General features: G+C 67.0%; 14 protein-coding genes. 3 read left to right on the top strand and 11 right to left on the bottom strand.

The window, feature by feature from the left end:
• Positions 1-14: 14 nt before the first annotated feature.
• Positions 15-302: a DUF1844 domain-containing protein gene (locus QOZ81_RS07960; RefSeq protein ID WP_291199128.1), complete on the bottom strand. Its 288-nt coding sequence runs from the start codon at positions 300-302 to the stop codon at positions 15-17.
• Between the two features lie 185 nt (positions 303-487).
• Between QOZ81_RS07960 and QOZ81_RS07955 the strand changes: the two genes are divergently transcribed.
• On the top strand, positions 488-1513 hold the full coding sequence (locus QOZ81_RS07955; RefSeq protein WP_291199129.1) for a carboxypeptidase regulatory-like domain-containing protein: 1026 nt from the start codon (positions 488-490) through the stop codon (positions 1511-1513).
• 42 nt (positions 1514-1555) lie between these two features.
• Here QOZ81_RS07955 and QOZ81_RS07950 read toward each other — a convergent pair whose 3' ends face one another.
• From QOZ81_RS07950 to QOZ81_RS07925, 6 genes are all read right to left on the bottom strand, one after another.
• Entirely contained in the window at positions 1556-2332 is a 777-nt protein-coding gene (locus QOZ81_RS07950) for an exodeoxyribonuclease III (protein ID WP_291199130.1), read from the bottom strand.
• A gap of 10 nt (positions 2333-2342) precedes the next feature.
• Positions 2343-2684 carry an arsenate reductase family protein gene (locus QOZ81_RS07945; RefSeq protein ID WP_291199131.1) on the bottom strand — a complete coding sequence of 114 codons (342 nt, stop codon included), beginning with the start codon at positions 2682-2684 and terminating at the stop codon, positions 2343-2345.
• Positions 2681-3022 (bottom strand): hypothetical protein, encoded by a 342-nt coding sequence (locus tag QOZ81_RS07940; protein WP_291199132.1) that lies wholly within the window; start codon positions 3020-3022, stop codon positions 2681-2683. The genes QOZ81_RS07945 and QOZ81_RS07940 overlap by 4 nt, the downstream gene beginning before the upstream one ends.
• Positions 3019-4923, bottom strand: coding sequence for a methionine--tRNA ligase (metG, locus tag QOZ81_RS07935; protein ID WP_291199133.1), 1905 nt, complete (start codon positions 4921-4923; stop codon positions 3019-3021). Before metG ends, QOZ81_RS07940 begins: the two co-directional genes overlap by 4 nt.
• Positions 4924-4984: 61 nt before the next feature.
• Positions 4985-5542 carry a DNA-3-methyladenine glycosylase I gene (locus QOZ81_RS07930; RefSeq protein WP_291199134.1) on the bottom strand — a complete coding sequence of 186 codons (558 nt, stop codon included), beginning with the start codon at positions 5540-5542 and terminating at the stop codon, positions 4985-4987.
• 74 nt (positions 5543-5616) lie between these two features.
• Entirely contained in the window at positions 5617-6078 is a 462-nt protein-coding gene (locus tag QOZ81_RS07925) for a peptidylprolyl isomerase (RefSeq protein ID WP_291199135.1), read from the bottom strand.
• 200 nt (positions 6079-6278) lie between these two features.
• On the opposite strand from QOZ81_RS07925, the gene QOZ81_RS07920 reads away from it, so the two are divergent.
• The gene (locus QOZ81_RS07920) at positions 6279-6425 is read left to right on the top strand and encodes a hypothetical protein (RefSeq protein WP_291199136.1); all 147 of its coding nucleotides are present in this window, start codon (positions 6279-6281) and stop codon (positions 6423-6425) included.
• Positions 6426-6454: 29 nt separating this feature from the next.
• Here the strand turns inward: QOZ81_RS07920 and QOZ81_RS07915 are convergent, their stop codons facing one another.
• The 4 genes from QOZ81_RS07915 to QOZ81_RS07900 form a co-directional block, all read right to left on the bottom strand.
• On the bottom strand, positions 6455-9979 hold the full coding sequence (locus QOZ81_RS07915) for a serine/threonine-protein kinase (protein ID WP_291199137.1): 3525 nt from the start codon (positions 9977-9979) through the stop codon (positions 6455-6457).
• A gap of 31 nt (positions 9980-10010) precedes the next feature.
• On the bottom strand, positions 10011-12728 hold the full coding sequence (locus QOZ81_RS07910; RefSeq protein ID WP_291199138.1) for a protein kinase domain-containing protein: 2718 nt from the start codon (positions 12726-12728) through the stop codon (positions 10011-10013).
• Between the two features lie 65 nt (positions 12729-12793).
• Positions 12794-14026, bottom strand: coding sequence for a dipeptidase (locus QOZ81_RS07905; protein ID WP_291199139.1), 1233 nt, complete (start codon positions 14024-14026; stop codon positions 12794-12796).
• A 43-nt stretch (positions 14027-14069) separates the two neighbouring features.
• On the bottom strand, positions 14070-16676 hold the full coding sequence (locus QOZ81_RS07900; protein WP_291199140.1) for a serine/threonine-protein kinase: 2607 nt from the start codon (positions 16674-16676) through the stop codon (positions 14070-14072).
• 110 nt (positions 16677-16786) lie between these two features.
• On the opposite strand from QOZ81_RS07900, the gene QOZ81_RS07895 reads away from it, so the two are divergent.
• Complete coding sequence (locus QOZ81_RS07895; protein ID WP_291199141.1) at positions 16787-18424, top strand: SpoIIE family protein phosphatase; 1638 nt, start codon at positions 16787-16789, stop codon at positions 18422-18424.
• Positions 18425-18481 lie beyond the last annotated feature (57 nt).

Raw genomic sequence — 18481 nt, 5'->3', positions numbered from 1 at the left:
GATCCTCCTGCCGCTCATGACTTCGGGGCCGCGGGCGTGTCCGCCGCAGGTTTGAGATCCATCACGCGCATGCGCAGCTGGTAGAGGATTTCCTCCAGCTGGGCGGTTTCAGCTTCCGACCGCGATCCCTCCGTCTTCTCCTTCAGCACGCTGAGAAGGTCGACGTAGAACCTTGCCACCGCAGGGTTCGCAGGAGGGGCCTCCTTCACCATCGGATGTGGAACGCCCATCGACAGCAGAGCCTGTTCGGTCAGAAGGTGCATCAGGGCCGTCAAGGAGGCTTCCGGCACCGCTGGAGTCATGGGCTACCTCGAACACTTTCAGGACTTGTCTGCGGGGAAGCCTACCACAGCCCGAATTTTCCTGCATCCGGCCCGGATTCGCGCCCCTTCCCGGGCCTATCGTCTCTGGTGAGGGCTATTTTTGACGAAAAGCACTCGGTATAAACGCAGCCCTGTGGAACGATGATGGGGTTGGAGGAAGACCCATGCGACGCCTCGCTCTCGCGCTTATGCTCCCCGCCATTTGCCTATCGGTCCACGCAGAACAGACCGGCCGGATTTCCGGAAAGGTCCTCAACAAGGAGGGCAAGCCCATCCCCGGTTCCAAGGTCAACCTCAAGCGGGTCGACCGCAACTGGAGCAAGGACCTCATTCCGGACAAGAATGGCAACTTCCTGCAGGTGGGCCTGGAACCCAAGGACTTCACCATGACGGTCACGGCTGAAGGCTATGTCACCTACACGGAATCGCCTGTGAAGATTCCGCTCGCAGATGTCATCGTCAAGAACATCACCCTCCTGACGCCTGCGGAGGCCAGAACACAGGCCCTCACGGCTGGAGGCCAGCAGGCCAGCTCCGAGGATCCTGGTGCGTCTCTGGATATCGCAGGCCGAGATGCCTTCAACTCGGCCATTCCGCTCTACAACGAGGGGAAGTACGAGGAAGCCCTCCCACTGGTCGACAAGGCGTTCAAGACGCTCACGGAAGCCAAGGACAAGTTGAAGGACGATCAGGCCAAGGCCGACCTCGCCCCCGAACTCCTCAAGATCGAACGCGTGCTGGGCATCTGCATCGCCCAGGCCGGTTCCAAGAAGGAGGAGGCTGAGCCCTACCTCCTGAAGGCGCTGGAGCGCAATCCCAAGGACGAGCGAGTGATCCTCGGCCTCATCGAGACCAGCAAGGCCAAGGCCGACAAGGCTGCCGAGCAGAAGTACACCACCCTGCTCGAGACCCTCCAGGGGCCGAACCCGGACCTGATCTACAACAAGGGCGTGGAGGCCTTCAATGCGGGGAAGACCAAGGAGGCCAAGGCCCACCTGACCAAGGCCCTCGAAGTCGACCCGAAGTATGCCGAGGCGCACTTCCTCCTGGCCATGGTCGAGTTCGGCGAGAACAACCTCAAAGGCACCAAGCACAACCTGCAGAAGTACGTGGAACTGGCTCCCAACGGGAAGAACGCCGCCACCGCCAAGGACATGCTGAAGGATCCCTCCCTCAAGAACATCAAGTAGGCGGATGACGCTCCGGGAAAGGGCCCCGACCGGGGCCCTTTCTCATGCCAGTTCGAGGCTGATGGGGCAGTGATCCGAACCCAGCACATCGGCATGGATGCGGACGTCCTTCACCTGCTTCATCAGGTCGCGGCTGGCCAGGAAGAGGTCGATCCTCCAGCCCACGTTCCGCTCCCGCGCCCCGCCGCGGGCCGTCCACCAGGTGTAGAGGCCGGGTGTGGTCGGGTTCCGCTCCCGCAGCACGTCCGCCAGACCGGCGCCCAGGTAGAGCTTGAAGTCCTCGCGTTCCTCCGGCGTGAAGCCCGGGTTCTTGGTGTTGTCCTTGGGCCGGGCCAGATCGATCTCCTCCGGGGCCACGTTCATGTCGCCGGTGAGGATCACCTGATCCCCCGCCTTGTGATGCTTCGCCACGATGGCCGCGAGATCCTTGGCGAACTGGCGCTTGAAGGGCAGCCGCACCAGTCCCTGCGAGGCGTTCGGGAAATAGCCCGCGATGAAGACCAGCTTGTCCTTCCGGGAGACGATCATGCGCCCTTCGGCGTCGTAGCCCTCGATGCCCAATCCCTTGGTGTGCTTGAAGCCCAGGTCCTTCTTCGTGAGCGTGGCCGACCCCGCGTAGCCCTTCTTGCTGGTGGCGGGGAACCAGCACACGTCGTAGGCGCTCTCCAGCTGCCGGCGCACGCCGAGGTCCACCTCTTCCCACTCGGAGCGGATCTCCTGGAGCGAGAGTGCATCCGGCTCCGTCTCCTCCAGCCAATCCATGAAGCCCTTCTTCAGGACTGAGCGGAAGCCGTTTACATTCCAGCTGTAGAAGCGCATGGGACCTCCTTCAGGAGACCAGGGTGGCATAGGCACCCGCATCGAATCCAATGATCACACCCTTGGGGTGCACCAGGATGGGCCGCTTGAGCAGGTTGTTGTCGGCGACCATCAGGCTGATGGCCTCGGCTTTGCTGAGCTTGCGGTCCTTCAGGCCGAGTTCCTTGTACCTGGGGCTCTTGGTGCCCAGCATGGGACTGGGGTCGGCCGGCAGCAGGCGGTCCAGCTCTGCAGCCTCCAGGGGCTGCTTGAAGTAGTCGCGGATCTCGACTGCGATGCCCAGCTCCGCCAGTTTCGCCTTGGCGTTGCGGCAGGTGGTACAACTCGACTTCATCCAGAGCACGGCCGTCACAGCTCCTCCACGAAGCGATCCAGCAGCCGGTCCGTCCGCCAGCGCAGCAACCCGAAGAGCAGGAAGGCGGGCCAGCCCCTCATGCGGCCCTCCAGGCGCAGGTGGGCGCCTTTGGCGTCCGGGGCGAGGGTGAGTGAACCGGACTCTTCTGCGCCCCCAATCATCCGCTCCCAGCGGCACACCAACCGCCCGGAGTCGTCTTCCGGTATGGCCCAGGCGCTCAACGCGCCGAGACTCTTGAAGGCCTGCGGTCCTTCGCGTCGGAGCCGCCCGGCGATGTGGTCGAAGGGCGCATCGGTGAGAAGTTCTGCCTCGAAGGCGAAGACGGGACGCTTCACTTCACCAGGAACCCGGGCTGGGCGTCGTTTGGAGGCGCCACCAGGTAGGGCTTGCTGGCGTTGTCGCTGGCGGCCAGCAGCATGCCGTGGCTTTCGATGCCCATGAGCTTCCGGGGCGCCAGGTTGGCTACCACGACCACCAGCTTTTCAAGCAGATCCGCCGGTTCGTAGGCCTTGCCGATGCCGCCCACGATGGTGCGCTGCTCCAGGCCGATGTCGACCTTCATCTTGATGAGCTTGTCGCTCTTGGGGACGCGCTCGGCCTCGAGGATCTTTCCGACGCGCAGATCCACCTTGAAGAAGGTGTCGGCATCCACGACTTCGCGGATCTCCGGCACATCCAGGGTGGGCTTGGCGTCAGCGGCAGGTGCTGCGGTGGCTTCCAATTCGCTCAATTCCTTCTCCTTGTCGATGCGCTGGAACAGGGGTTTCGGATCGCCGATGGGACCGATGGCCGGGCCGTCCAGGGCGAAGCCGTGGAAGGTGGTCTCAGCCACCCTGGTGCTGTGCCCCAGAGATTCCCAGAGGGTCTGCGCGATCTCCGGCATCACCGGCGCCACCAGCAGGGCGGTCGCGCGCAAGGCCCGGTAGAGGTTCGCCAGCACGGCATCCAGCTTGGGATCGTTGGCCGGGTCCTTGGCCAGCTTCCACGGCTCGGCCTTGACGATGTAGCCATCCAAAGTCCGCAGGTAGGTCCAGAGTGCGTTCAGGGCTGCGTGGAAGTCATTGGCCCGGGCCTTTTCGAGGTACTCGGGGAAGACCGCCAGCAGCTGCGTGGCCATCTCCTGATCCAATGCGTCCATCACGACAGGGGTGGGGACGATGCCATCCCGGTAGCGCTGAATCATGCTCAGCGTGCGGGAGGCCAGGTTGCCCAGGCCGTTGGCCAGGTCGGCGTTGAGCCGGTCCATGAAGCCCTCGTAGCTGAAGCCCCGGTCGTGACCCACCTGCATGTCGCGCATGAAGTAGAAGCGCAGGGCGTCGTTGCCGAAGCGCAGCAGCGTGTCCGGGCGCACCACGTTGCCCTTGCTCTTGGACATCTTGTCCTCGCCCATGAGCCACCAGCCGTGGGCCAGGATGGTCGTGGGCTGGAACATGCCCGCGGCCATGAGGAAGGCGGGCCAGTAGACGGCGTGGAAGCGGAGGATGTCCTTGCCGACGATCTGCAGATCGGGCGGCCAGCTGTTGGCGGGGCAGCCCGTCAGGTAGTTCAGCAGGGCATCGAACCAGACGTAGATGACGTGTTTCTCGTCGCCCGGCACCGGGATGCCCCAGCTGATGCTGGTGCGGCTGATGGAGAGGTCCTGGAGGCCGCCCTCCACGAAGCGCTTCACCTCGTTGAAGCGGAAGTCCGGCTGCACGAAGTCGGGCCGCTCCTCGTAGAGCTTCAGGAGACGGTCCTGATAGGCGCTGAGCCGGAAGAAGTAGGTCTCCTCCTCCAGTTCCACCAGCTGGTGGGCCAAGCCCTGGGCCTGCAGCTCCTTGGCCTGGGTCTCGGTAACGTAGGCCTCGTCGCTGACGGAGTAGAGGCCCTTGTAGGTGGCCTTGTAGATGTCGCCCTTGTCCAGCAGGCGCTTGAAGAGGCGCTGCACCTGGTCTTTGTGGTCCTGGTCGGTGGTGCGGATGAACCGGAAGTGGGTCATACCCATCTGCTTCCATAGCTCGGTGTAGTTGGCCACCACCTCGTCCGCCAGTTGCTTGGGCGTGATGCCCCGGGCCGCGGCGGCCTTTTCCACTTTCTGGCCGTGCTCGTCGGTGCCCGTGAGGAAGAACACCTGTTCGCCGCGCATGCGATGGAACCGCGCGATGACGTCGGCCAACACTGTGGTGTAGGTGTGGCCGATGTGGGGCCGGTCGTTCACGTAGTAGATGGGCGTGGTGACGTAGAAGGGCTTGGACACAGGGACTCCGGATCCTTCAGTCTAGCGTTTCCTAACTCTTTTCGCGTTCGCGAAAAGAGTTCTAGAGTGCCTTGCGCCAGCAGGTGGTGAGGTGATCATCCACCAGGCCCATGGACTGCATGTAGGCGTACATGATCGTGGGCCCCACGAAGGTGAAACCGCGCTTCTTGAGGGCCTTGCTCAACGCCTCGGCTTCGGGCGTCACCGCGGGAACGTCCTTCAGCGCCTTCGGATGGTTCACCTGCGGCCGGCCTCCCACGAAAGCCCAGAGAAAGGCGTCGAAGCTGCCGAACTCCCGCTGGACGGCCAGGAAGGCCAGGGCGTTCTTCCGGGCCGAGAAGACCTTCAGCCGGTTCCGCACGATGCCCGGATCCAGCAGGACGGCCTCCAAGTCTGCATCCGTCATGGCCGCGACCTTCACGGGGTCGAACCCGTGGAAAGCCCTCCTGTAGGCCGCCCGCTTGCGCAGGATGGTGATCCAACTCAATCCCGCCTGGGCCCCTTCGAGGACCAGCTTCTCCAAGAGCCGGCGGTCATCGTGCTGGGGAACGCCCCACTCCTCGTCGTGGTAGGCGATGTAGAGCGGATCGGTACCGCACCAGCCGCACCGTTCAGGCATCGGTTCCTCCCATTGCCGTTCTTAACGCAGAATCGGGCGGCTGTGCCGCCCGATTCTGCGCGAGTTGGGACCTTCTACGCTTCCACCACCGTCGCTTTGACGATCCGGTCGTTGGCCTTGATGGCCTGGACGACCTTGACGTCTGCCTCAGAGGCGCACTGGCCGAAGACCGTGTGGACGCCATCGAGGTGGCTGGGGGCGCTGCCGTTGCAGATGAAGAACTGGCTGCCGCCCGTGTTCGGGCCCGCGTGGGCCATGGAGAGGGCGCCCAGCTTGTGCTTGTGGGGATTGCCGGCCGTCTCGCACTTGATCTTCCAGCCGGGGCCGCCAGTACCGGGCATGCCCGAGGCGCCGGCCTTGGTGTTGGGGCAGCCACCCTGGATGACGAAGTCGGGGATCACGCGGTGGAAGGCCAGGCCATCGTAGAAGCCCGCTTCGATGAGCTTCACGAAGTTCGCCACAGTGCCCGGCGCCTCCTTCGGGAACAGGTCCAGGTTGATGTCGCCCTTGTCGGTCTGGAAGAGCACGCGGGTCATGGTCACCTCTTTCGGTCAAACCATCAGGATAGGTTCCACCCTCGTCTGAGTCAGCATCAACTTCTATCCCCCGGAAAGCTGTCCCGACAAAATCCTTTGGTTTTCTCCATGAAGCGACTAGGCTTGGCCCAGTTCCAACTCCACCAGGATTTGAGTCTCAGAATCCTGGACCCTTCTCCCCTTTCCATCAGGAGGTTCCCATGTCTCCCAAGCCCACCCACGAGGAACCGGAGAACCCCGCGCCGGAGCCCAGCCCGGAGCAGGCCCAGGCCGCCCTCGAGGCCAGTCTGTCCATCATGCCGAAGGCAACGACCGGCGGCACGGGCACCATCAAGGTGACGGGCTGACCAAGCCCCGGCTCTCCGCGGAACCCTGATCACGAGGCTGGCCGCGCCAGGGACTGGGTGGAGTCCGCCAGGGATTTCCACTCCCCCATCAGGTTCCGGTTGAGGGAAAAGGCCTCGCGGAAGGCCTGCTGGGCCTCCTCGACTCGTCGCGTCCTGGAGGATGCGGAAAGGCTCCTGGCCTCCTCCAGTTTCAGGGCCCCCTGCAGGGCGATGGCCTCGCCCAGCTTCGGCCGGACCTTCAGGACGCGGGCCAGGCAGGCTTCCCCGGACGCCAGGCTGGGAGCCGGATCCCGGGCCGTGCTCCGCTCCCACTCCGCGCGGGCCAGACAGAGGCGGGCCCGCTGCAGCCAGGATTCCTGTGAATCCGGAAGGATCTCCAGGGCCCTGGCCAGGATCTGGTCGGCCACTTCGAAATCCTTCGCCTGGGCCTGACCCCGGCGGGCCTTCGCCATGGCAGCGGCGGTCCGCAGCTCGCCCAGATACTCGAGGGCGTCGCGGTGCCGGGGATCGCGGGTCAGCACCTTGGCCAGGACCGCCTCCCCGCCAGCCTGGAACGAAGCGAACTCACCGCCATGCCGGAGGCTCCCTTCGACGCGGACGGCCGCCAGCCGTCCCAGGTTCACCAGAGAGCCCTGATCGCCAGGAGACACGGCCAGGCCTCTGCGCAGCATGGTCTCGGCCTCCAGGGCCGCCTGGAGGTCGATGGCCCCCTGGCCATGCCGGGCCTTCCAGATGAGCAGGTCACCCAGGTTGATGTAGCCGAGCACCTGCTTCGGAGCCACCTCGATGGCCTTGCGGAACGCGCGATCAGCACCGGCGAGGAAGGGTTTCGGATCGCGTCCGGTATCCCAGGCCTGGCGCGCCAGGAGCAGCTGGGCCACCCCCACGCCATTGTGCAGGTGGGGAATGCCCGCGTTGATGGCCAGCCCCCGGCGGTTCGCGTCCACCGACTGCAGCAGGTCAGGTTCCGGGTTCTCGCCCCGCTCCTGTTTGCGCAGCGCCAAGCTGAACAGCACCTTCCCCTGCACGTAGTAGGGGACGAAATGCCTGGGGTTCAGGGTGTGGGCCTGCGCCAGCACCTGGAGGGCCGTCTGCAGGTCGGCCTCCGGGTCGGCCGCCCGCGGCAGCCCAGCCCGCTGCTGGAGGCACGTACCCAGGTTGATCCAGGCCGGCAGCAGGTGCGGCTCCATCTGCGTGGCCCGCTCATAGGCCGCGATGGCGCCGCTCAGGTGGCCCGAGGGGTCCCTGCCCTGCTGGTCCTCGTAATCTGACCAGGTCTGGTGGATGAGGCCGAGGTGGTTCTCCACCGTGTAATCCCGTTTCTCCAGAGACAGGGATTCGAGCGCCTTCAGCCCTTTCTCCAGCTGCTCCGTGGGATCCAGGTTCTTCTCCTGCCGGGCATTGCCCCATTGGTAGTAGGCCTTGCCGAGGGCCACCCAGGCGTCCACCCGGGCTGGGCCTGCGCGCTGCGCCTGCCAGGCCACCGCCACCGCCTCCTGCACCAGGGCGTCGGCGTTCTCGCCGCGCGTCGTCAGGGAGTCGGCGTACTGCCCAAGGAGGGCGGCCTGGAGAATCAGCGAGGCCACATGGTCGGGTTGCGCCGCCAGGGCCTGCCTCACGGCCGCCATGCCCCGCTCGAAGGCGGGCCGCACTTGGCCCTGGCCGTACTTCTCCATGATCAGCGCGTTGAGCTCCAGCTCCGCGAGCGCCGCGTAGGCGGCCGGTGCGCTGCGCCCACTGGCCGCGGCAGCGGCCAGGTCGCGACGGCCGGTCTCGAAGTCCGCGAGCGCGGCCTCTGGCTTTCCCTGGTTCCACCAAGTCCAGGCCCGGGCCTGCAGGAGCGAGCCCCGGAGCAGCGGGGCCTCGAAGAACCAGGGCAGTTCGCTTCCCAGTGCCTTCAGCCGCGCCAGCGCCTCATCGAGCCGCCCTTCGTAGAACGCCATGAGCGCTTCCAGGTAGGCGGGCGAAGGCACGTCCGCCCCCCGGGCCTGCCGAAGGAAGCCGAGGGTCGGGGTGCGCAGGGTGGCGTCGATCTGCCGCGTTCGCGCCTCGCGCTGATCCGCCGATGGCATGCGCTCCGCTTCCAGGAGCTTTTCCTGGTACTGGTGGCCCAGTACCAGGGCCAACGCGAAAGCCACTCGCGGCTCGCGATACCCGGCGTCCCAGGCCATCTGGAGATGCTCTCGGGCCTTCTCCTGGTCGTCCAGCGTCAGGTACCCGCGGCCCAGGGCATAGTGGCCGGGTCCGTTGGCCAGGGCACCCGCCCGTCGCATGTCTTCCTGCAGCTGGGTCATGTGGGCCCGGACGGTCTGCAGGTCGGGCCGGATGTCATGCAGGGGGGAAAGGGCCGAATACCTCGCCAGTGATTCGATGCGGGCCATGGACTCCATGAACTGCTGGGCCAGGCGCTCCCGGCGGGCCGCGTCCCGGCGGGTCTTGAGGGCCAGGCCCAGGGCCAGGAGCACCAGGACCACGGCCACGGTGCCAGTGATGGCCAGTGCCTTGTGGCGCATGAACCGGCGATGCGTGCGGTAGATGAGGCCGGCATGCCGCGCCACGACGGACTCACCCGCGAGAAACCGGTCCAGGTCATCGGCCAGGGCCTTGGCGGAGTCATAGCGCCGAGCGCGGTCCTTCTCCAGGCACTTGAGGGTGATGGCCTCCAGGTCCCTGGGGATGTCCAGGCTGTGGACCCGCATGGGCTGGATGTCCACCGAGCCGATGGCGCTGAGGATCTCCAGCGCGTTGGCGCCCGGGACGGGCGGGCGGCCGGTGGTCACCTGGTAGAGCGTGGCGCCCAGGCTGTAGATGTCCGTACGCCGGTCCAGCAGGTCGAGCTCGCCCCGGGCCTGCTCCGGCGACATGTAGGCGGGTGTGCCGAGCACCGAGCCGGTCTCCGTGACGTCCTGGTTCCACTCGCGGGCCAGGCCGAAGTCCATGACGAAGGTCCGCAGCGCGCCATCCTCCCCCCGCTCGACCATGATGTTCGACGGTTTCAGATCCCGGTGGATGATGCCCACGCGGTGGGCCTCGTGCACGCCCCGGGCCGCGTCCCGCAGGGCGATGACCTTCTGTTCCAGGGACAGGCCCGAAGTCGCCACATCCAGAGAGTCGCCAGTGATGCGCTGCATGGTGATGAAGACCCGGCCCTCGACCTCGCCGACTTCGAAGACCTTGCAGACATGCTCGTGGTCCACCCGTGCCTGGGCGCGGGCTTCCACCATGAAGCGCTGCAGGTGTCGCTCATCCTCCAGGCGCACGAACTTGATGGCCACCTCGCGCCCGAGCTTGCGATCCCGGGCGAGGAAGACCATGCCCATGCCACCCTGGCCCAGGAAGCCCAGGAACTCGTACCGGTCCCAGTCTTTCACGGGGAAGTCGGGCTCCTTCCCGGGGCGGGGACGCGGTGGCCCCTCGAATGCGGAGGAGTCGCCCGCATAGGTCTCCGCCTGCGACAGGTTGGGATCGGAGGGCCGGTCGGTCTGATCCGCCAGGGTCTCGGCCCGGGACGGGTCCGGGACGAGGTCGCGGGCGCCTTCAATGCCTTCGCTCATCCAGCGACCCCCGGCCCCGCGCCCGTCAGCCTCATTTCGCCACCCTGCGCTGGGGGACGAGGCTCGTGGCGCCCTCGGCGACCATGACGCTGAACACCCGCTCGGATTCTGAGAGCACCAGCCGCTTCCCATCCGGGGAGAGGCCCAGGGACTCGGTGATCCAGTCGGGGTCGAAGCCAGCGAGGTTGCGGCGGGTGGCGGTGGTGTCCCGGCCGGGCACGAAGTCCTGGATGCAGACGCCGTCCAGGCCGCGCTGGTCCTGTGCCGTGAAGACGATGCGGCGTCCGTCGGGGGTCCAGCGGGCCCGGCCAAGGGTGATGACGGACTTCCGCTGGCCCTGGATGTGGATGGTGAAGGGGACTTCGGCACCGTCCTCCACCCGGCACACGTGGAGCGTCACGTCCAGCGAGTTGGCCTGCTTCTGGTACAGCACATGTTGACCGTCGGGCGAGACCTCCGGCAGCAGGATCGTGGTACCCGAGACCAGCAGCTGCGCGCCGCTGCCGTCTGGATGGACCTTCCAGAGGCCCTGCTTGTTCCGGTTCGCAGACGTGAAGACCACCCACTTTCCATCCCTGGTCTCGGTGGGGTTCTCCGCGTCCTCGCCATCCTGGCTCACCTGGTGCGCCCCGGTCCCGTCCAGGGCGGCCTTCCAGATCTCGAAGGCGCCGCTCCGGTTCGAGCTCCAGAGCAGGTGCCGACCATCCGCCGTGAACCCAGGGTCCCAGTCTTCCGCGGCGTCCTCCGTGATGCTCTTGAGGGCGCCGGTGCGCGTGGACACCATCCACAGATCCAGATTGCCGGAGCGGTTGGAGGAGAACACCACCCACTCGCCGTCCGGGGAGAAGACCGGCTGCCGGTCGTTGATGTTCCCCCGGGTGAGCCAGCGCGGAGGCACCTTCCCGGCGAGGGTGTATTCCCGGAGGTTCTGCCGGCCGGACATGCCGTCGAAGACCACCCGGCCATCGGGCAGCAGGTCCACGCACTGTGCGGCCGTGGGGGCCCAGAAGAGGGGCTGCGCCGGGCCGCCCCGGAGGCTCTGGCGGTAGGCCTTGGAAGAGCTGACCGAGACGCCGTTGCCGGCCACGGACTCCGACTGGAAGTAGAGGAAATCCTCGGAGGTGACCCAGGCCAGGGCCGAGCCCACGCCGAACTTGCTGGCGAAGGGGAACTGCCGGATCGCCCCGCTCTTGACGTCCACCACCCAGGCATTGCCGATGGCGCCCCCCGAGGTGCCCTGGCTGCTGTTCAGGCCGATGTGCCGGCCGTCCGGACTCCAGCGGGGATGGGAGAGCAGCTCGTTCGAGAAGCGGGCCAGTTCCTTCTCGCCGCCCCCACTCACGTCGACCAGCAGGAGCTGGGTGATGGTCCGGGCGCCCTCGACCTGCTCCCGGAGGAAGGCGATGCGGCTGCCGTCGGGGGACCAGTCCCCGTAGAGGGCGTTGTCCGCCACCTTCCGGGGGTCCGCGCCGAGGAGCGCGGCGCGGTGCAGGGAGCTCTTCCGCCCCTCGGTCCGGATGAACAGCACGGAGGAGCCGTCGGGTGAGAAGCGCGGGTAGTCGTCGCGCCCTTCCGTGAGGGCCACTTCCCCGCCGCCCCGGAGCTGCTTCAGCCAGATGCGCGATCGGCCATCCCGGTCCGAGCTGAAGGCGATGGTCCGGCCGTCGGGACTGACGGCGGGGGAGGTGTCGTGACCGCTGGTGGTGAGAAGGCGCAGGGCCACGGGCGTGGGCACGGGGCCGCGCCCCGCCTGGAGCCAGGTGCCAAGGGCCCAACCCCCGCCCCCTGCAGCCAGCAGAAGCAGGAGGCCCATGGCGGCCCAGATGCGCGTGGCCCGCAGGTTCTGGGGAGCGAAGGGCGCCGTGATGGGCGCAGTGCCGTCGGACGAGGACAGGTTCTCCAGGGCGAAGGCCACGTCGTGGGCGTCGCGGAAGCGCCGGGCAGGCGCCTTCTCCAGGCAGTGGTCAATGATGCGGCGCAGGGCCAGGGGGATCGGCTTGCTGTGGCCCTCCAGATCGGGCGGGTCGTCCCGCAGGATGGCCGCCATGGTGTCGCTGGGCGTACCACGGGCGAAGGCCCGCTTGCCCGTGAGCAGCTCGAACAGCACCACGCCGAAGCTGAACAGATCCGCACGGGCATCCACAGCCTCACCGCGCACCTGCTCGGGCGACATGTAGCCGAGCGTGCCCAGGATCATGCCCTCTTCGGTGCGGTGCTCCGGCTGGATGGCCGCCGTGGGCAGGTAGGAATCCGAGCCCTGGCCGATGCCCGGGAGTTGCTTGGCCAGGCCGAAGTCGAGGATCTTGAGGCGACCTTCCTTCGTGACCCACAGGTTGTCGGGCTTGAGGTCGCGGTGGACCACGCCCTTCTCGTGCGCCGCAGCCAGTCCCTGCGCCATCTGGATCGCCAGCTCGGTAGCCTTTCGCGGCGTGAGCGGACCTTGCTCCAGGCGCGTGCGTAGCGACTCGCCCTCGAGGAGTTCCATCGCCACGTAGGCCTTGCCATCCGAGTTCCCGAGGTCGAAGATGCCCGTGATGTTGGGGTGATTCAGGGCCGCCACGGCTTTGGCCTCCCGCTCGAAGCGGGCCAGGGCCTCGGGACTCTTCGCCAGGTGCTCGGGCAGCACCTTCACGGCCACCAGGCGATCGAGCCGCGTGTCCTTGGCTTTGTACACCTCGCCCATGCCTCCAGCCCCCAGGGGCGCGAGGATCTCGTAGGGGCCGAGCTTGGTGCCAGTTTGCAGGGACATGGTTCCTTGTGGGGTTGGGTCCATCAGAGGCAGACGGGGGAGGGGTCGAGGGGTGGTGATCCACCCTACTTTTTGCGGTCCAGACCTTCGATGGTGGCGGTGCTGGCCGGGCGTTGTTTCTGCAGCCGCCTGGCAATTCCCTCGGCCTTGGCGAAGGCCCGCAGCAGGTTCTCCCCGGCGAGCTTCCGCAAGTCGCGGTCGCTCCAGCCGCGGCGGATGAGCTCGGCGAAGAGGTCGGGATATTTGGAGACATCCTCCAGGCCCACCGGCGTCGTGCCGCCCCAGAAGTCAGAGGCGATGCCCACGTGGTCATGGCCGGCGACCTTGGCCACATGGTCGATGTGGTCCGCCACGTCCTTCAGCGACGCTTTCGGCGAGGGGCCCTGGGCCTGGATGTAGTCGGCTTCGAGCTTCTTGTAGCCCGCCTCGTCGTAGCTCATGCCCTTGGCCGCCTTCTCCAGGCCTGCCTCCCACGCTCTGGAGGCCCGGTTCACGAAGGGCGGGATGAAGGTCACCATCACCACGCCGCCATTGCCGGCCATGCGCTGCAGGATGCCATCGGGCACGTTGCGGGGGTGGTCCACCAGGGCCCTGGCACAGCTGTGCGAGAAAATGACGGGGGCCTCGCTGGTGTCGAGCACGTCCCGCATGACGTCCGGGTTCACGTGGCTGATGTCCACCAGCATGCCCAGGCGGTTCATCTCGCGGACCACCTCCTTGCCGAAGGGCGTCAAGCCGCCGTGGGTCGGCTTGTCCATGGCCGCGTCCGCCCAGTCCAGGGTCACGTTGTGGGTGAGCGTCAGGTAGCGCGCCCCGAGGTCGTGGTAAGTGCGAAGCGCCCCCAGGGAGTTCTCCAGCACGTGCCCCCCCTCCATGCCCAGCAGGGAGGCCAGCTTGCCCTTGGCGCGGATGCGGCGGATGTCCGAGGTGGACAAGGCCAGCTCCAGGGCCTCGTGATATTTCGCGATCATGCGGCGGGCGATGTCGAACTGCTCCAGCTGGACCTTGGCGAAGCCCTCCTTGGTTTCCCCGGGCACATAGATCGACCAGAACTGGGCACCCAGGAGCCCCTGCTTCAGTCGGGCCAGGTCCACCTCACTGGTGGTCCTCTTGCGCAGGTCGTAGGCCTCCACGTCCCGGGGCGCCTTCGGGTCCTCGCGGATCGTCCAGGGCAGGTCGTTGTGTCCGTCCACGAGGACGGTGGACTTGAGCAGCTTCCGGGCATGCAGCAGCGCAGGGTCGGCCTGGGCTGCCAGGAGGGCGGACCAGAGAATGGCTAGGGCGGCTGATCGGATCATCGAAAGGGATCTCCTCAAGGGTGGCCGGGCAAAGAGGCCGGAATCATTTCAGCCCCTCGATGGTGTAGAGCTGCGAGAGTCTTCGCACGAAGTTGTAGGCGTAGCGGGTGCCGGTCGGGGAGAGGAAGACCCCCTGGATGCCCGGCACGCCGGCGGGATCGGGGGGCGTGATCTGGGCCATGCGCGTGCGCCGCCCGGTGGCGAGGTCCAGTCGCTCCACCACGGCGGGCAGGCGGTTGCGGTCCCACACGATGAGGCTGGCGGAATCCGCTCCCCAGCTGGAAATGGCCTCACCCGGCTTCAGCCAGGTGTAGATGCGCTCTCCCGTCCCGTCTGGATGGATGATGACGATCGGGTTGGCGCCCTTCTCCGTCTTGTTGCCATCGATGAGTGCCAGCCACTGGCCATCGGGGGAGCACGGAGACTCGAAGAGGAAGGGGGACAGGCCGTCCCGGGTGACCTTGCGGATCGAACCCGACGCCAGGTCCAGCGAGAACCCGCCGAAGGGGCCCCGGTTGAGGCTGCCCCAGACGAAGGCTTGCCGCCCGTCGTTGAAGACGTTTGCGGAAATGTCTCCATCCCGCATTTCCGGCAAGGGCACCTTCCGGGCGATGCCTTGCCCCGTGGGCGTCACGATCAGGCTGAACTCCGGGTCGCGCGTGAAGCTGCCCACCCATTTCCCGTTCAAGGAGAGCGTCGGCTGGCTGCTTCCGGCCATGCCCATCCGCTGGGCCGGGCCCCCGGCGATGGGCCGCAGGTACAGGGCGCCCTCGGTGGTGGACCACTCCCCGAGGTTCGCCAGCAGGACCGTCCTTGCATCCGACGTCATGCCCATGGTCGCCTGGGCGTCGAGCCACCCCAGATCCCGATCCGATGGCTCCCCTTCGAGGTGGGCGAAGGTGTGGCGCTGGTAGGTGTGGAGGGCCGCGAGCACCCGGCCCCGCCCATCCACATCCTGGATCTCCAAACGTCCGGCGTGATGGAGGAGGACTCGCGACTTGCCCGCCAGGTCCAGGGCCAGGATCCGGCTCTCGCCCCGGTGATAGGTCGACACCCAGATCTCATCGGCCCGGGGCCCCCAGGCCAGCCCCGTGAAGCCCCTCAGGCTGCAGAGCTCCCGCACCAGCCCCTTCCTGTCCAGCAGGAGCAGCACGCCCTCTTCCACGTTCCCCTGCTTTTCCTGGAACACCACGAGCTGGTCGCCCCGGATGCGCAGCGACCGCAGGGTATTCAGGCAGCGGTAGACGGTGTGTCCCAGGGGCCACTCGATGCGGATCTCCGCACCGTAGGAACCGAGGATGCAAGCCATGTCCCCGCTGCGTTCCCCCTGGTCGCAGCCCCAGGTGCCCTCGGCCCACTCCCTCGGGCTTCCGCCCACGACGGGCAGGCTGAAGAGGCGGCCGGAGAGCTGACCGTGCGTGAGATAGGCCTGGGTGAGTGCCAACACTTCCCCATCCCGGGTCACGGAGAGGATGGGCCCCTCGCCGCCCGGAACGGCCTGCACCCCAGGCTGCTCGAGCTTGCGCGTGTACCACTGCTCGGGTTGGACTCCCCAGCGCGCACTGTAGAGGACCTCGGACGTGTTGGGGATGAAACGAGCGGCGCTGAGGGTGCCCCGCTCATTGGTGAGCGGCTGGAAGGTTGGCGGGGCCGGAGCGCCGCCGCGCAGTAGCCACCCCGCGAGGCCCGCGCCGAGCATGGCGGCCCCGGCGATCAGGGCCCACGCCTGCGTGGCCCGACGGTTCTGCGGCGCGAAGGGGGCCGTGATGGGCGCCGGGCCCTCGGGCGAAGACAGGTTTTCCAGGGCGAAGGCCACATCGTGGGCATCGCGGAACCGCCGCGCCGGCGCCTTCTCCAGGCAGTGGTCGATGATGCGGCGGAGGGCCATGGGAATGGGCCGGCTGGTGCCTTCAAGCTCTGGCGGATCGTCGCGCAGGATCGCCGCCATGGTGTCGCTGGCCGTGTCCCGGGCGAAGGCCCTCCTGCCCGTCAGCATCTCGAACAGCACCACGCCGAAGCTGAACAGATCCGCGCGGGCATCCACCGCCTCACCCCGCACCTGCTCCGGCGACATGTAGCCCAGCGTGCCCAGGATCATGCCCTTCTCGGTGTGGTGTTCCGCCTGGATGGCCGCCGTAGGCAGGTAGGAATCCGAACCCTGACCGATGCCCGGGAGCTGCTTGGCCAGGCCGAAATCCAGGATCTTGAGGCGGCCATCCTTCGTGATCCACAGATTGTCGGGCTTGAGGTCGCGGTGCACCACGCCCTTCTCGTGGGCCGCCGCCAATCCTTGCGCCAGCTGGATGGCCAGCTCCGTGGCCCTCTTCGGCGAGAGCGGACCGCTCTCCAGCCGCGTCCGCAGCGACTCGCCCTCGAGCAGCTCCATCGCCACGTAGGCCGTGCCCCCGGTGGTGCCGAGGTCGAAGATCCCCGTGATGTTCGGATGGTTCAGCGCAGCCACGGCCTTGGCTTCCCGCTCGAAGCGGGCCAGCGATTCGGGATGCTTCGCCAGGTGTTCCGGAAGCACCTTCACGGCCACGAAGCGATCCAGCCGAGTGTCCTTGGCCTTCCACACCTCACCCATGCCACCCGCACCAAGGGGTGAAAGGATCTCGTAGGGGCCAAGATGGATACCTGGCTGTAGGGACATGGTTTCCTTGGGATCGTCCTCATCATAGGTCAACCGTGCTGGCGCAAGGTGGTGTACCTTGCCTGTAATTCACCAGTCGGATCCAGCCCATTCTTGACCTCGAAGGCCTCATGAAGCCGCTCGTGCTGCACATTCCCGGTCGACCACCCATCCCGCTGGAGGGAGAGGCGAAGGCCTGGACGCTGGGCCGCTCTTCACAGAATGACGTGGCCATCCCCGATGCCAGCCTGAGCCGCCACCACGCTCGCATCAGCCTGAAGGACGGGATTCCCTACCTCGAGGATCTCGGTTCTCTGAACGGGACGTCCCTGAACGGTGAGCGCATCACGGTGCCCCATCCCCTGCGGGAGGAGGACGAGATCCGGCTGGGCCAGGTGCCCATCCGACTGGGCTCCCCCTCGCAGGGGCCCCGCGTCCGGATCGGCGCGGAATCGGATGCGTCCTCTTCCGCGGGCTCCATCGTGCTGCCGCTGGATCGCCTCCGGGCCGGTCCGGATCGGCGCAGCGAGGCGCCGGAGACCCTGCGCCTGCGGGAAGTGATCCGCGAGATCCAGGCCCTCTCGCTGGAACTGCTGGAGGACAGCCCGCCCGAGCAGCTGCTCTCCCATCTCCTGGATCGCCTCTGGACCCTGCTGAGACCCTGGCGGGCTGCCGTCCTGATCCAGGACAACCGGGCCGGGCTCCATACCGTGGCCTCCCGTGGGCCTGAAGGCAACCAGCCCATCCTGCTGGCACGCAGCCTCGTGGACGCCGCCCTCGAGCGCAAGGAGTCCGTGCTCTTCAACGACTTCGGGGACAACCAGGGCCTTGCTTCGCCCTCCCTCATGCTCAGCGGGGTCACCTCGGCCATGGTCACCCCCCTGGAGCACCAGGGCGTCGTGAAAGGTCTGCTCTACCTGGACTCCCATCCTCCCCGCCCGCCCTTCAACGAGGAGGATCTTCGTCTGGCCAGCATCCTGGCTCATCTGGCCACGGCCAAGCTGGAACAGGGCCGCATGCGCGAGGAGGCCATGGCCCGCAAGAAGGTGGATCAGGAACTGGATCTGGCCCGCCACATCCAGCAGGGTCTGCTGCCGGGCTTCCCGCCGGACATCGCAGGCTATGAAATCCATGGCAACAACCTGCCCAGCCGCCAGGTCTCGGGGGATCTCTTCGGCTGGTGGCCACGGAGCGATGGACGCTGGCTCTTCTGTCTGGCGGACGTGAGCGGCAAGGGCTTGGGTCCGGGCCTGCTGATGGCCTCGCTCCAGGCCACTCTGGAGGCGTGGACCGAGCGCGACCTCTCCACGGCGGACCTGGCCTTCCAGCTTTCCCGGATGCTGGCGCGCCACACCGACGGCCGGCGCTTCGTAACCGCCTTCCTCGCCCTGCTTGATCCCCGGACGGGCGCGCTCACCTACACCAACGCGGGCCACAATCCCGCGCTCTTCCTCTGCCCGGGTGGCACGATCCGGAACCTGGAAGCCCAGGGCCTGCCCCTGGCCATGCTGCCGGGCAACCCGTACGAAGAGGCCACGATCCAGCTGGAATCCGGCGATCTGCTGGTGGTGTACACCGATGGCATCACGGAAGCCACCGATCCCCAGGAGGAGGAATTCGGCGTCGAGGCCCTCACCACCTTCGTGCGGGCCCGGCGCGGCGAACCACTCCCGGCCCTGGACGCCGGCCTGCTCGGGGAGCTGGACCGGTTCACCCAGGGGGCACCCTACCCGGATGACCGCACGCTGCTGATGTTGCGGAAGACCTGAACTCGGGGTGGACCGGCGTCGGCCCTACCCTCGGAGACAAACGCAGGGTTTCATCCG

The organism is Geothrix sp., assembly GCF_030219325.1.
Lineage (GTDB): Bacteria > Acidobacteriota > Holophagae > Holophagales > Holophagaceae > Geothrix.
Note: the sequence above shows the minus strand (reverse complement) of the source record. Positions and strands in the feature narration are given on the sequence as shown.

Coding starts and splice junctions, on each gene's coding strand:
- QOZ81_RS07960 (WP_291199128.1), bottom strand. CDS start 302: ATGACTCCAGCGGTGCCGGAAGCCTCCTTGACGGCCCTGATGCACCTT.
- QOZ81_RS07955 (WP_291199129.1), top strand. CDS start 488: ATGCGACGCCTCGCTCTCGCGCTTATGCTCCCCGCCATTTGCCTATCG.
- QOZ81_RS07950 (WP_291199130.1), bottom strand. CDS start 2,332: ATGCGCTTCTACAGCTGGAATGTAAACGGCTTCCGCTCAGTCCTGAAG.
- QOZ81_RS07930 (WP_291199134.1), bottom strand. CDS start 5,542: ATGCCTGAACGGTGCGGCTGGTGCGGTACCGATCCGCTCTACATCGCC.
- QOZ81_RS07925 (WP_291199135.1), bottom strand. CDS start 6,078: ATGACCCGCGTGCTCTTCCAGACCGACAAGGGCGACATCAACCTGGAC.
- QOZ81_RS07920 (WP_291199136.1), top strand. CDS start 6,279: ATGTCTCCCAAGCCCACCCACGAGGAACCGGAGAACCCCGCGCCGGAG.
- QOZ81_RS07915 (WP_291199137.1), bottom strand. CDS start 9,979: ATGAGCGAAGGCATTGAAGGCGCCCGCGACCTCGTCCCGGACCCGTCC.
- QOZ81_RS07910 (WP_291199138.1), bottom strand. CDS start 12,728: ATGTCCCTGCAAACTGGCACCAAGCTCGGCCCCTACGAGATCCTCGCG.
- QOZ81_RS07905 (WP_291199139.1), bottom strand. CDS start 14,026: ATGATCCGATCAGCCGCCCTAGCCATTCTCTGGTCCGCCCTCCTGGCA.
- QOZ81_RS07900 (WP_291199140.1), bottom strand. CDS start 16,676: ATGTCCCTACAGCCAGGTATCCATCTTGGCCCCTACGAGATCCTTTCA.
- QOZ81_RS07895 (WP_291199141.1), top strand. CDS start 16,787: ATGAAGCCGCTCGTGCTGCACATTCCCGGTCGACCACCCATCCCGCTG.